This is a genomic window from Streptomyces sp. NPDC001816, assembly GCF_042892235.1.
Taxonomy (GTDB): Bacteria; Actinomycetota; Actinomycetes; order Streptomycetales; family Streptomycetaceae; genus Streptomyces.
Map to the genome: position 1 here is coordinate 72771 of NZ_JBIATY010000001.1, position 13797 is coordinate 86567.

11 protein-coding genes are annotated in these 13797 nt (G+C 71.7%); 7 read left to right on the top strand and 4 right to left on the bottom strand.

Going from position 1 to position 13797, the window contains the following annotated elements; genetic code table 11:
• Positions 1–297: 297 nt before the first annotated feature.
• Together ACFYZZ_RS00350 and ACFYZZ_RS00355 are read right to left on the bottom strand one after the other, a co-directional pair.
• Positions 298–570, bottom strand: a complete 273-nt coding sequence (locus ACFYZZ_RS00350) for an antitoxin (RefSeq protein ID WP_389169560.1) — start codon at positions 568–570, stop codon at positions 298–300.
• A 25-nt stretch (positions 571–595) separates the two neighbouring features.
• The gene (locus tag ACFYZZ_RS00355; RefSeq protein WP_389169562.1) at positions 596–871 is read right to left on the bottom strand and encodes a hypothetical protein; all 276 of its coding nucleotides are present in this window, start codon (positions 869–871) and stop codon (positions 596–598) included.
• 175 nt (positions 872–1046) lie between these two features.
• Here ACFYZZ_RS00355 and miaA point away from each other — a divergent pair, with 175 nt between their 5' ends.
• The 6 genes from miaA to hflX all read left to right on the top strand — a co-directional run bounded on the left by miaA (position 1047) and on the right by hflX (position 9378).
• A complete protein-coding gene (gene miaA / locus ACFYZZ_RS00360; protein ID WP_389169565.1) occupies positions 1047–1985 on the top strand; it encodes a tRNA (adenosine(37)-N6)-dimethylallyltransferase MiaA in 939 nt (312 codons plus the stop codon).
• A 108-nt stretch (positions 1986–2093) separates the two neighbouring features.
• Positions 2094–2606: a hypothetical protein gene (locus tag ACFYZZ_RS00365; protein ID WP_389171937.1), complete on the top strand. Its 513-nt coding sequence runs from the start codon at positions 2094–2096 to the stop codon at positions 2604–2606.
• A gap of 71 nt (positions 2607–2677) precedes the next feature.
• Positions 2678–3577 (top strand): diaminopimelate epimerase, encoded by a 900-nt coding sequence (dapF, locus tag ACFYZZ_RS00370; RefSeq protein ID WP_389169567.1) that lies wholly within the window; start codon positions 2678–2680, stop codon positions 3575–3577.
• A 282-nt stretch (positions 3578–3859) separates the two neighbouring features.
• The gene (locus ACFYZZ_RS00375; RefSeq protein ID WP_389169570.1) at positions 3860–6088 is read left to right on the top strand and encodes a RelA/SpoT family protein; all 2229 of its coding nucleotides are present in this window, start codon (positions 3860–3862) and stop codon (positions 6086–6088) included.
• A gap of 128 nt (positions 6089–6216) precedes the next feature.
• Complete coding sequence (locus tag ACFYZZ_RS00380; protein WP_389169573.1) at positions 6217–7755, top strand: M1 family metallopeptidase; 1539 nt, start codon at positions 6217–6219, stop codon at positions 7753–7755.
• A 132-nt stretch (positions 7756–7887) separates the two neighbouring features.
• Positions 7888–9378 carry a GTPase HflX gene (hflX, locus tag ACFYZZ_RS00385; RefSeq protein ID WP_386575928.1) on the top strand — a complete coding sequence of 497 codons (1491 nt, stop codon included), beginning with the start codon at positions 7888–7890 and terminating at the stop codon, positions 9376–9378.
• Positions 9379–9444: 66 nt separating this feature from the next.
• On the opposite strand, the gene ACFYZZ_RS00390 is transcribed toward hflX, so the two are convergent.
• Both ACFYZZ_RS00390 and ACFYZZ_RS00395 read right to left on the bottom strand, forming a co-directional pair.
• Complete coding sequence (locus ACFYZZ_RS00390) at positions 9445–10641, bottom strand: trypsin-like serine peptidase (protein ID WP_389169576.1); 1197 nt, start codon at positions 10639–10641, stop codon at positions 9445–9447.
• Positions 10642–10776: 135 nt separating this feature from the next.
• Complete coding sequence (locus tag ACFYZZ_RS00395) at positions 10777–12009, bottom strand: trypsin-like serine peptidase (protein WP_389169579.1); 1233 nt, start codon at positions 12007–12009, stop codon at positions 10777–10779.
• Between the two features lie 290 nt (positions 12010–12299).
• Here ACFYZZ_RS00395 and ACFYZZ_RS00400 point away from each other — a divergent pair, with 290 nt between their 5' ends.
• Positions 12300–13772 carry a diaminobutyrate--2-oxoglutarate transaminase family protein gene (locus tag ACFYZZ_RS00400; RefSeq protein ID WP_389169582.1) on the top strand — a complete coding sequence of 491 codons (1473 nt, stop codon included), beginning with the start codon at positions 12300–12302 and terminating at the stop codon, positions 13770–13772.
• Positions 13773–13797 lie beyond the last annotated feature (25 nt).

Consider the following 13797-nt stretch of genomic DNA (forward strand, 5'->3'; position numbering starts at 1 on the left):
CGGCGGTGGAGCGGTCTTGGGCGTCGTCCGGTGGTGCGGGAGTCCGAGGTGTTGTCCGGTGGCGAAGAAGCCTGAGGCGTCGCCCGGCGGTGCAGGAGTCCGAGGTGTTGTCCGGCGGCGGAGAAGTCCGAGGGGTCGCCCGGCGGCGGAGAAGTCCTGGGCGTCGTCCGGCAGCGGAGGTGCTCTGGACGTCGTCCGGCGGTGCAGATGCCCCAGGCGTCACCCCGCCGCGGAGACGAAACGGCGGACGGCCGGGAGCGTTGGTGCTCCGCGGCCGTCCGCCGATCCGCGTGTCCGTCAGGAAGCCGGTGGCGGGCCCTCCGGCCGGGTCGGGGTCGCGGCGTCGCCGGTCTCCGGACCCTCCTTGTGCGCCAGGCGGTCCATCGCCCCCTTCGCCTTGTCCGTACCGGCGTGGATCTTGTCGCTGTACTTGCCCTTGGTCCGCTCGTCCACGGCCTTGGCGGCCTTGTCGAGGCTGTGCTGGACCTTGCCCCCGTGCTTCTGGGCGAGGTCAGACACCTTGTCCCTGGCCGGGGCGAGCTTGGCCTTCACGTTGTCCATCAGACCCATGGTCCACCTTCCCTCACGGGGACAGTCATGTGCGGGCGCCCTCACCGGCCTCGCTGTCGGCGGCCTCGTCCGCGGACTGCTGCTTGGGGATCTCGGCGCTCTCGGCCGCGCCGGACTCGGCGGCCTTGGCCTCCGCCGCCTCGCCCTCGCGCCCGTCCTCGGCCGGCCCCTTCGCCTCCGCTGCCCGATCCGCTTCCGCCACCGCCTCGGCCGCTCCCGACTCGGTGCCGGTCTGCACCTCGTCGGGCGCCGCCTCCGGCGTCGTCTTCGACCTGCCGAAGAGCCGTGCAAAAACGCCCATATCCACTCCTTACGTTACTCGTGCGGGCGAAATCCCGCGTCACCCGGTGCGTCCGTTTGCGCCGCCCGGGTCACCGTGTCCGGTGACCGGCGGGCACCTCGGTGCAACGACGCGGGATGCGCACCGTCACGTAACTCGTTCGAGGCGCGGTCGTGAGGTTTGGGAGACTGGTGCGGTGAGCAGTGCATCTTCCGCCCCCCGCGTCATCGCCGTCGTCGGACCCACAGCAGCCGGAAAGTCCGATCTGGGCGTTTTCCTGGCCCAACGACTCGGCGGCGAGGTCGTCAACGCCGACTCCATGCAGCTCTACCGAGGGATGGACATCGGCACCGCCAAGCTGACGCCCGAGGAGCGCGGCGGCATCCCACACCACCTGCTGGACATCTGGGACGTGACCGTCACCGCCTCCGTCGCCGAGTACCAGAAGCTGGCCCGCGAGCGGATCGACGCCCTGCTCGCCGAGGGCCGCTGGCCGATCCTGGTCGGCGGCTCCGGCCTCTACGTCCGCGGAGCCGTCGACAACCTGGAGTTCCCCGGCACCGACCCCGTGGTCAGGGCCCGTCTGGAGGAGGAGCTGGTGCTGCGCGGCTCCGGGGCGCTGCACGCCCGCCTGGCCGCCGCCGACCCCGAGGCCGGCCGCGCGATCCTGCCCAGCAACGGCCGCCGTATCGTCCGCGCCCTGGAAGTGATCGAGATCACCGGGCAGCCCTTCACGGCCAACCTTCCCGGCCACGACTCCGTCTACGACACCGTCCAGATCGGCGTGGACGTCGCCCGCCCCGAACTCGACGAGCGCATCGCGCGCCGTGTCGACCGGATGTGGGAGGCGGGCCTCGTCGACGAGGTGCGCGCCCTGGAGGCGCAGGGGCTGCGCGAGGGCATCACGGCCTCGCGCGCGCTGGGCTACCAGCAGGTACTCGCTGCGCTCGCCGGGGACTGCACCGAAGCGGAAGCACGGGCCGAGACCGTACGCGCCACCAAGCGCTTCGCGCGCCGCCAGGATTCATGGTTCAGGCGCGACCCGCGGGTGCACTGGTTGAGCGGGGCCGCGGCGGACCGCGGGGAACTTCCGCGGCAGGCCCTGGCGTTGGTCGAACGACCGGTCACAGCCTGATCACGTGATGGCATCGGGATGCGCCGCCGGTCATCGGGGCGTGCGGCGCCGTGCCATCATCGTGCTTCGATCGACCAAGTGGAGTCCTAGTTGGGAGGGCGCGTGGCGATGGAGGCCGGCCCTCGCGACACCGCACAAAGTGCCGAGCACGTCACTACAGACGGTGACGAGCCGGACCAGCGCGAGGACTCTCTGACCGACCTGACCGACGACGGGCCCGACGAGACCCCGGGCGGCGTGACCGCCGACGGGCCGGAGCCCGAGGAGATGTACGCGAGCGGTCCGGAGGTCGAGGTCGAGCTGCGCCCGCAGCGGCGACTGCGCATCTGGCAGCTCGCGCCCATCGTGGCCCTGGCCGCGGGCGGCTCCCTGATGTTCGCCTTCCCGCTCGCCTTCGACTTCGGCGACAGCGGCGCGGTGATCGCCATGCTGGGCCTGCTGATCTGCTCCTGCGCAGCGGGCTGGGGGATGATGGCCGCCCGCCGAGTGGGCTACACATGGCCGGGCCTCCCGGCCCGCGGCTCGGGCCGCCGCCCGGACTGGCGGGTGGTGCTCGGGTACATGCTGCTGGTGGCCGTCGTGGTCACCCTTGCCGTCTGGCGCGTGGCAAGGCTCCGCTGAGGCACCCGGTCCCGCCCCGTCGGTCCCCACCGACCCGCGGCTCGACCACGCCCTTCCCTTACGATCGAGGAATGAGCACGCGCGCGCGGATCCCCTTCCTCAAGGGCCACGGCACCGAGAACGACTTCGTGATCGTCCCGGACCCCGAGAACACCCTCGACCTCACGCCGGAGGCCGTCGCCGCCCTGTGCGACCGCCGCGCCGGCATCGGCGGCGACGGGGTGCTGCACGTCGTACGGTCCGCCGCGCACCCGGAGGCCCGGGAGATGGCCGCCGAGGCGGAGTGGTTCATGGACTACCGCAACGGCGACGGCTCGATCGCGGAGATGTGCGGCAACGGCACCCGGGTGTTCGCCCGCTACCTCCGGCACGCCGGACTCGTGGGCGAGGGCGACCTCGCGATCGCCACGCGCGCGGGCGTGAAGAGCGTGCACATCGCGAAGACTGCGCCCAATAGCGGCTCGGCCGCGGGTGACGTCACCATCGGCATGGGCAGGGCCCGCCTGCCCGAGGGCGAGGTCTCCGTGAGCGTCGGCGAGCGCAGCTGGCCCGCGCGCAACGTGAACATGGGCAACCCGCACGCCGTCGCCTTCGTCGAGGACCTCGCGCACGCCGGCGACCTGTACGCCCCGCCGCCGGTCAGCCCGGCCGCCGCGTACCCGGACGGGGTCAACGTCGAGTTCGTCGTGGACCGCGGCCCGCGTCACGTCGCGATGCGCGTGCACGAGCGCGGCTCCGGCGAGACCCGCTCCTGCGGCACGGGCGCGTGCGCGGTCGCCGTTGCCACCGCCCGGCGCGACGGCGCCGACCCGGCCGTCACCGGCACGCCGGCGACGTACACCGTGGACGTGCCCGGCGGGCGCCTCGTCATCACCGAACGGCCCGACGGCGAGATCGAGATGACCGGACCCGCCGTGATCGTCGCCGAGGGCGAGATCGACTCCGAGTGGCTGGAAAACGCGCTCCGCTGACTGGGGAAAACCGTGCAGCGAGCGGCTCCTGACGCCGGGTTCGGTGATTTCCGGCGGCCGGGACCGTTCGAAACCGCGGCCGAGTGCAGGGCAGGTGACGCAAACTCTAAACCTCCTCGTCGTCGCTCAATTGGGTGATCCGTTTCACGCTCGGCGAGAGGCGGTCAGTCGCACGCGGTGGGCTCGGTAGCATCAAGCACCGGCACGGACGGGGGAACGTCGCCATCCCTGAGCCGCGCATGCCCTGGGCTCCGTCCGCCGGTCGACGAGCCGGAGGTGCCCATGAGTGCGGAGGCCACGAACCCTGCGACCCCTGGCCCGGTAGCGCCCACGGCGCCCACAGTGGCCCGCAGGAAGTCCCGGGCCCGGATCGACCTGCGCAGACTGGGCCGGGCCGCGCTGCTCGGCCCCGCCGTTCGCGGCAGGCTGCCCGACGCGATCAGCCACGTCGTGGACGCGCACCGTGCCCACCACCCCGACGCGGACCTCGAACCCCTGCGCCGCGCCTACGTCCTGGCCGAGTCCTCGCACCGCGGCCAGATGCGCAAGAGCGGCGAGCCGTACATCACGCACCCGCTCGCCGTGACCCTGATCCTCGCCGAACTCGGCGCCGAGACCACCACCTTGACGGCCTCTCTGCTCCACGACACCGTCGAGGACACCGATGTGACGCTGGACCAGGTGCGGGAACAGTTCGGCGAGGAGGTGCGTTATCTGGTCGACGGCGTCACAAAGCTGGAGAAGGTCGACTACGGAGCGGCCGCCGAGCCCGAGACCTTCCGCAAGATGCTTGTCGCCACGGGCAGCGACGTGCGCGTGATGTCGATCAAACTCGCCGACCGCCTGCACAACATGCGCACCCTCGGCGTGATGCGCCCCGAGAAACAGGCGCGGATCGCCAAGGTCACCCGCGACGTCCTCATCCCGCTCGCCGAACGCCTCGGCGTGCAGGCCCTGAAGACCGAACTGGAAGACCTCGTCTTCGCCATCCTCCACCCCGAGGAGTACGCGCACACCCGGGAGCTGATCGCCGCGAACGCGGCCCGCACCGACGACCCCCTCGCGGAGATCGCCGACGAGGTCCGCGGAGTGCTGCGCGAGGCCGACATCCCGGCCGAAGTCCTCATCCGCCCCCGCCACTTCGTCTCCGTCCACCGCGTGGCGCGCAAACGCGGAGAACTGCGCGGCGCCGACTTCGGCCGCCTGCTGGTGCTCGTGAACGAGGACGCGGACTGCTACGGCGTCCTCGGTGAACTGCACACCTGCATGACGCCGGTCGTCTCGGAGTTCAAGGACTTCATCGCCGTACCGAAGTTCAACCTCTACCAGTCCCTGCACACCGCGGTCGCCCGCGCGGACGGCCAGGTCGCCGAAGTCCTCATCCGCACGCATCAGATGCACAAGGTCGCCGAGGCCGGCGTGGTCGCCCTCGGCAACCCGTACGCACCCGGCTCCGACGACCCGGCCGACGGCGAGCGCGCCGACCCCACCCGTCCCGGCTGGCTCTCCCGCCTCCTCGACTGGCAGCAGGCCGCTCCCGACCCGGACACCTTCTGGTCCACCCTGCGCGAGGACCTCGCCCAGGACCGCGAGATCACCGTCTTCCGGCCCGACGGCGGCACCCTGGGCCTGCCCGAGGGCGCCACCTGCGTGGACGCCGCCTATGCGCAGTACGGCGAGGACGCCCACGCCTGCATCGGCGCCCGCGTCAACGGCCGCCTGGCGACTCTCAGCACGGTCCTGAGGGACGGCGACACGGTCCAGCTCCTCATGGGCCAGGACCCGGCCTCCGAACCCTCCCGCGAGTGGCTGGAGCACGCCCACACCCCGGCCGCCCGCATCGCCATCCAGCGGTGGCTGGCCACGCACCCGGCCGCGGATGCGGAGGGCGGGGCCGAGGGGGCGGACGGGACCGTCGCGGCCGCGGCGAGCGGCGCGGAGGGCGAGTCCGCCAGAGCCGGCGCGAGCACCGCGGGCCCGGGAGGCGGCGCGGCCGCGGCGAGCGGCACGGCCGTCCGGTCCGCCGGGACCGACAGTGCCCCCGCGGGCCGCCCGCGCGGCGCCGACGTCCTGGTGGACCGCCCCGGGGCCGCCGTACGCCTCGCCGGGTGCTGCACGCCGGTACCGCCCGACGAGATCACCGGCTTCGCCGTACGTGGGGGAGTGGTGACCGTGCACCGCGTGGGATGCGCGGCGGTGGCGCACATGAAGAGCCGGGGGCGCGCGGAGATCGGTGTGCGCTGGGGTGACACCACCGCATGCCGGGTCACCCTGGTCGCTGAATCGTTCGGCCGCCCCCATCTGCTCGCCGACCTCACCGAGGCGATCGCCCTGCAGGGCGCCGAGATCGTCTCCGCGACCGTGGAACCGCCGAGCCAGCAGCGGGTGCGCCACACCTACACCCTGGAGCTGTCCGACGCGGCCCACCTCCCGGCCCTCATGCGCGCGATGCGCGACGTGGCCGGGGTGTACGACGTGAACAGGGCCCAGCACCAGGCGCCGGCTTCCTGAAGCGCCACCGGGCGTCCCGAGGGAAGAGCCGCCGGGCTTCCTGAGAAAGGAGCTCCGGACCAACCCGTTCGGGTGGGCCGGGCGCGCGTCGCCGCCGTGGCGCTCGCGCGCGCTGGTAGCGGTGTTGCATGCCGCTCACCCCCCGCCCGCGCGCGAACCACCGGCCCCTGCGCCGCCGGACGGCTGCCCTGCTCGCCTCCGCCGTCTCCGGCTGCCTCCTCGCCGCCGCCGCACCCGCCCAGCCTCTGGGCATCGGCGACCGCCTCTTCCCGTACCTGGGCAACCCCGGATACGACGTGGCGTCGTACGACCTGTCCTTCACCTATCCCGGCTCCAACGACAAGCCGCTCCAGGCCGTCACCACGATCGACGCCCGGACGACCACCGACCTGGACCGCGTCAACCTCGACTTCGCGCACGGCAAGGTCGCCTCCGTCGAGGTCGACGGCCGCCGCGCCGGCTTCACCGGCACCGGCGAGGACCTGGTCGTCACACCGGACCGCCCCCTGCACGAGGGGCACTGGACCCGGATCGTCGTGAAGCACACCAGCGATCCCGTCGCCGGCAAGGACGGGGACGGCGGCTGGGTGCGCACCTCCGACGGCCTCGCCATGGCCAACCAGGCCGACGCCGCCCACCTGGTCTTCCCGTGCAACGACCACCCGTCCGACAAGGCGATGTTCACCATCCACGTCACCGCCCCGAACGGGTACACCGCCGTCGCCAACGGCGTACCGGCCGGAGCGAACCGGGTCGGCACCACCACCACCTGGACCTACCGCACCGAGCACCCCATGGCCACCGAACTCACCCAGGTGTCCATCGGCCGCTCCGCCGTCCTGCACCGTGAGGGACCGCACGGGCTGCCGGTCCGGGACGTCGTGCCCAGCGCCGACCGCAAGGAACTCGAACCCTGGCTCGCGAAGACGCCCGACCAGATCGCCTGGATGGAGAGCAAGGTCGGCACGTACCCGTTCGAGACGTACGGCGTGCTCATGGCACAGGCCTCCACCGGATTCGAACTGGAGACGCAGACCCTCTCGCTCTTCGAGAAGCGCCTGTTCACCGAGCCCGCCTACCCCAAGTGGTACCTCGAGTCGGTCATGGTGCACGAGCTGTCCCACCAGTGGTTCGGCGACAGCATCAGCCCGCGCACCTGGTCCGACGTCTGGCTGAACGAGGGCCACGCCACCTGGTACGAGTCCCTCTACGCGGACGAGAAGGCGCACAAGCCCATGAAGGACCGGATGAAGGCCGCCTACAGCGCCTCCGACAGCTGGCGCGCCTCCGGCGGCCCGCCCGCCCGGCCCAAGCCGCCCGCGCCCGGCCAGAAGATCGGCATCTTCCGACCCAACATCTACGACGGCGCCGCGCTCGCCCTGTACGCCCTGCGCCAGGAGATCGGCGTACAGGCCTTCGAGCGCCTGGAGAAGCTGTGGGTCAAGCAGTACCGGGACTCCGCCGCCACCACCGCCGACTTCGTCCGCCTCGCCTCGACCGTCGCCGGCCGCGACCTGAGCGGATTCCTCAAGGACTGGCTGTACGGCGAGAAGACCCCGCCGATGCCCGGCCACCCGGACTGGAAGAGCATGAAGCCGGCCAAGGACGCCAAGAACGTCAAGAAGCCCGAAGGCGCCCGGCACAGCAAGGGCCCGGCCCGGAAATAAGGCGGTGACGAGACGGGCCGTACCGTGCGACCATCTTCAGGTCGGCGCGGCACGGACACGGGAATCTCCCGGGGTGCCCACGCGTTCTCCCTATGACCGCCGAACCGGCATTCGCATCGACGTAAGGATCCAATGACCTCCTCTTCTTCCCCTTCCCAGGACACCAAGCGCCTCGCGCACGACTATCCCGAAGGTCTTCGGGCCGATGCCCTGATGGAAGAGGACGTCGCCTGGAGCCACGAGATCGACGGCGAGCGCGACGGCGACCAGTTCGACCGCTCCGAACGCGCGGCGCTGCGCCGTGTGGCGGGCCTCTCCACCGAGCTCGAGGACGTCACCGAGGTCGAGTACCGACAGCTCCGCCTGGAGCGGGTCGTGCTCGTCGGGGTGTGGACCACGGGAACGGCACAGGACGCGGACAACTCCCTCGCGGAGCTGGCCGCCCTCGCCGAGACCGCGGGCGCGCTCGTGCTCGACGGCGTGATCCAGCGCCGCGACAAGCCCGACGCGGCCACCTACATCGGCTCCGGCAAGGCGCTGGAGCTGCGCGACATCGTCCTCGAAACGGGCGCCGACACCGTCATCTGCGACGGTGAGCTGAGCCCGGGCCAGCTGATCCAGCTCGAGGACGTCGTCAAGGTCAAGGTCATCGACCGTACGGCCCTGATCCTCGACATCTTCGCCCAGCACGCCAAGTCCCGAGAGGGCAAGGCGCAGGTCGCGCTCGCGCAGATGCAGTACATGCTGCCGAGGCTCCGAGGCTGGGGTCAGTCGCTGTCCCGCCAGATGGGTGGCGGTCGCGGCGGCCTCGCCACCCGTGGCCCCGGTGAGACCAAGATCGAGACGGACCGGCGACGGATCCGCGAGAAGATGGCGAAGATGCGCCGGGAGATCGCGGAGATGAAGACCGGCCGCGAGATCAAGCGCCAGGAGCGCCGGCGCCACAAGGTGCCGTCCGTCGCCATCGCGGGCTACACCAACGCCGGCAAGTCCTCCCTGCTCAACCGCCTCACCGGCGCGGGCGTCCTGGTCGAGAACGCCCTGTTCGCGACCCTGGACCCGACCGTCCGCCGCGCGGAGACCCCGAGCGGCCGCCTGTACACCCTGGCCGACACCGTCGGCTTCGTCCGGCACCTGCCGCACCACCTGGTCGAGGCGTTCCGCTCCACCATGGAGGAGGTCGGCGACTCCGACCTGATCCTGCACGTGGTGGACGGCTCGCACCCGGCCCCGGAGGAGCAGCTCGCCGCCGTGCGCGAGGTGATCCGGGACGTCGGCGCCACCGACGTACCCGAGATCGTCGTGATCAACAAGGCGGACGCGGCCGACCCGCTGGTGCTCCAGCGGCTGCTGCGCGTCGAGAAGCGCTCCATCGCGGTCTCGGCCCGCACCGGCCAGGGCCTCGAGGAGCTGCTCGCGCTGATCGACACCGACCTGCCGCGGCCGTCGGTCGAGGTAGAGGCGCTCGTGCCGTACACGCACGGCAAGCTCGTCGCCCGCGCCCACACCGAGGGCGAGGTGATCTCCGAGGAGCACACCGCGGAGGGCACCCTGCTCAAGGTCCGGGTGCACGAGGAACTCGCGGCCGACCTCGCGCCGTACGTTCCGGCGCAGCTCGCCTGAGCCTCCCAACACAGCCGGAAGGCCCGCCCCCTCGCGCGAGGGAGCGGGCCTTCCGCCGTGTCCGGGTCACCGGCCGCCGTACGTCTTGCTCATGTTCTCGTAGAGGGCCTGCGCCTCCTGGCCCAGCTGCGGGCCGGCGAGCCAGGTGTTGTTCGTCGGGCCGATCGACGTGTTCGAGACCAGCTCCGTCTTGCCGTTCACCACACGGAACCAGCCGCCGCCGGAGGAGCCGCCGGTCATGGTGCAGCCGATCCGGTACATCGTAGGCAGCGACGAGCTGAGCGACAGCCGGCCGGGCCGGTCGAGGCACTTGAACATCTTCAGCCCGTTGAACGGCGGCGCCGCCGGGTAGCCCCAGGCGCCCATGGTCGCCACCTCGGTCGCGGACGGCGCCGAGAAGTCGACGTCGAGGGCCGCCCCGACCGTCTCCTCCAGCGACTTCGCCCCGGACTCGGGCTTCACATGCAGCACCGAGTAGTCGTACGCCGCACCCGCGCCGCCCGTCTCCGAGCCGCCCTGGATCCACTCGTTCGAGGTCGAGGCCCAGTCCGCCCACCAGGTGCCGTACGGGGCGACCTCCGAGGTCGTCGCGTTCGCCAGCTCCGACTCCGGCTTGCCGAGGTCGTTGTACGACGGCACGAAGGCGATGTTGCGGTACCAGCCGCCCTCCTTGCCGGCGTGCACGCAGTGACCCGCCGTCCACACGAGGTTGGACTTGCCCGGGTGGTTGACGTCCTTGATCACCGTGCCGGAGCAGACCATGTGGCCCTCGGGCGAGTCGAAGAAGACCTTGCCCACGGGGGCCGCGTTCCGGTGGTACGGCGTCTTCTCCGCCACGGCCCGGACCGGCTGCGGCTCCGGGTCGCTGACGCCCTGGTCGGCGGCGGCGTCCTTGGTGGACAGCGTCTTGTTGGCCTCCTTGGCGGACTTCATCCGCTCCGGCTTCCACAGACCCTGGATCACCGGGTTGACGAAGTCCTTGGCCTCACTGAGCCACTTGTCCTTGTCCCAGTTCTTCCAGCCGCCGTCCTGCCACTTGTCGACATCGATGCCGTGCTTCTTGAGCTTGTCCTTGATGTCGTCCGGGATGTGGACCTTGCCGTCGTCGGTGGCCTGGGAAGCGCCGGCGCCGGCCCGGCTGCCCGCCTTGTCGTCGTCGGAGCCGTTGCAGGCCGTGGCCGTGAGCGCCAGGGCGGCGACCAGGCCGGTCGCAGCGAGGACGGTACGGCGACGGCCCGTCGAGGACCTACGTGCGGAACGCATTGGTGCGATAACCCCCGTTGAAGCTTTTGATGACATCCCACTATGCCCGTGGGACTGGGGACGGACGGCGGCGAGACGGTGAAGGTTCCTGTCAGACGCCTCGCCACCGCCCATGCCAGGGCTGTGCCCGCGGACCTACCGCCCGGCGAACTTCTTGCTGACCGAGTCGTACACGCCCTTGGCCACCTCACCCAGGCGGGGACCCGCAAGCCAGCCCGAAGTCACCGGGCCGATGGACGTGTTGGACACCAGGGCCGGCTTGCCGTCCGCGCCCGTCTCCACCCAGCCGCCGCCGGAGGAGCCACCGGTCATCGTGCAGCCGATGCGGTACATCGTCGGGTCCGGCTTGCTGATCGACAGCCGGCCCGGCTTGTCCTGGCACTGGTACGCCAGCTGACCGTCGAACGGAGCCGCCGCCGGGTAGCCGGTCGCCGTGATGCTCCGCACCTTCGGCACGGCAGGGGCGTTGAAGTTCACCGGGAGCGCGCCGCCGACCGTCTCCTCCAGCGACTTGCCGGCGTTGCCCTGCTCCGGCGTCACATGGATCACGGAGAAGTCGTAGGAGGCACCGTTGCCGCCGGTCGCACCGCCCTGGTCGATCCACTGCTGCGAGGTCTTCGCCCCGTCGGCCCACCAGACGCCGTACGGCGCGACCTCTTCCCTGCTGACGTTCTGCAGCTGGTCGGCCGACTTGGCCGCGTTGTTGTACGACGGCACGAAGGCGATGTTGCGGTACCAGCCGCCGTTCTTGCCGGCGTGCACACAGTGACCCGCCGTCCAGATGAGGTTGGACTTGCCCGGGTGCGCCGGGTCCTGCACGACCGTCGCCGAGCAGACCATGGTGCCCTCGGGGGAGTCGAAGAAGACCTTGCCCGACGTGGCCGCGTTGGTGTGGTAAGGCGGCCGGACCGCCTGCGCCTTCACCGGCGCCGGGGTCGGGTCCGTCACGCCCTGGTCACCGGAGATGTCGTTGTCGTCGACGCCCTTGTCCTTGTCGGGGTCGTTGGCGCCCCGCATCCGGTCCGGGTCCCACAGGCCCTTGATGATCGGGTTGATGAAGTCGTTGGCCTCGCGCAGCCAGTCGTCCCTGTCCCAGTTCTTCCAGGCGCCGTTCTTCCACTTGTCGATGTCGAACCCGTGCTCCTTGAGCTTGTCCTTGATGTCGTCCGGGATCTGGATCTTTCCGTCGCCGGTCCCGTTCGCCGTCGCACTGGCGGTCGGCTTGCCGTCGGCGTGGTCGTCGCCGTTGCAGGCGGTGGCGGTCAGCGCCAGCGCCGAAGCGAGGGCGACCGCCGCCAGCACGGGGGAGGTTCTGCGGGACGCGCCCCTCCCGCGGCGAACGGTGAACGACGGCCGTATGGATCGCATGCTCTTGACTCCCCCTGCTGTAAAGGAATTCGGCGCTTCGGCCACGGCACCGGCCAGGAACTCATGGGGAGTTCATGACGGTCTCACGGCCTTCTGGGAACGGGACCACACACTATGCGCTCGCTGTGGGGGACTTCCGACGGAAGCGCAACAGTTCCGTCACGGCAAGGATCTTGAGGCAACCCGTAACCCGCAGGCCCGTGAGCTGTTGGTAGCGGTGGGGGTCCTGCTGCCTGTGCCCGGTCCCCGTGGATCAACTCGCCTCTGGACAGCGTGGAGGACAGCGAGCCGTGGCCGTGACCGAATCGGTGGCTGAAGGGGCGCACGGGGGAGCGCGTGCCGTGCACGAGGGCATCCTCAGGCGCCAGTCGGCGCGCGAGTCCGCCGCGCGCACCTACGCACGGGCCCTGCCCATCGTGCCCGTGCGGGCCCGGGGGCTGACCATCGAGGGCGCCGACGGCCGCCGCTACCTGGACTGCCTCTCCGGCGCCGGAACCCTCGCCCTCGGCCACAACCACCCGGTCGTGCTGGAAGCCATCCGCCGCGTCCTCGAATCCGGTGCCCCGCTCTCCGTCCTCGACCTGGCGACCCCCGTCAAGGACGCCTTCATCACCGAGCTGTTCCGCAACCTGCCGCCCGGGCTCGCCGACCGCGCCCGCGTCCAGTTCTGCGGACCGGCCGGCACCGACGCGGTCGAGGCCGCCTTCAAACTGGTCCGGGCCGCGACCGGGCGCACCGGCATGCTCGCCTTCACCGGCGCCTACCACGGCATGACCTCCGGAGCCCTGGCCGCCTCCGGCGGCGCGGGCGACGTACGGGTCGCCCGCCTGCCCTACCCGCAGGACTACCGCTGCCCCTTCGGCGTGGGCGGCCCGTCCGGCGCCGAACTCGCCGCCCGCTGGACCGAGTCCCTCCTCGACGATCCCAAGTCGGGCGTGCCGCTGCCCGCCGGGATGATCCTCGAACCCGTCCAGGGCGAGGGCGGGGTGATCCCGGCCCCGGACGACTGGCTGCGCCGCATGCGGCAGATCACGGCCGACCGGTCCGTCCCGCTGATCGCCGACGAGATCCAGACCGGCGTCGGCCGCACCGGCTCCTTCTGGGGCGTCGGGCACAGCGGTGTCACGCCCGACGTCATGGTCCTGTCCAAGGCCATCGGCGGCAGCCTCCCGCTGGCCGTGGTCGTCTACCGCGACGACCTCGACGTCTGGCAGCCCGGCGCCCACGCGGGCACCTTCCGCGGCAACCAGCTCGCCATGGCCGCGGGCACCGCCACCCTGGCCCACGTCCGTGAGAACGGCCTCGCCGAGCGGGCCGCCACCCTCGGCTCCCGAATGCTGTCCCACCTGCGCGAGCTCCAGACGGAGTTCCCCTGCGTCGGGGACGTCCGGGGCCGCGGCCTGATGATCGGCGTCGAACTGGTGGACCCGGAGGGCGAGGGGACGGGGCCGGGTGAACCCCCCGGCGCCGGCGACCACCACGTCACGATGAGCGGGCTGGAACCCACCCGCACGCCTCGCCCCGCCGACCCCGAACTCGCCGCGGTCGTCCAGCGCGAGTGCCTCGACCGCGGCCTCATCGTGGAGCTGGGCGGCCGCCACGACAGTGTCGTACGGCTCCTTCCGCCGCTGACCATCAGTGACGAGCAGGCGGCAGCCGTGCTGGACCGCCTCGCCGACGCGGTGGCCGCCGCGGCCCGCCATCAGCAGCACCGCGGCCGCCGCCAGGGCCGGCAGGACGGCCCTGCCCAGGGCACCGGCTAGAAACCGCACACCGGCGCCCGCACCG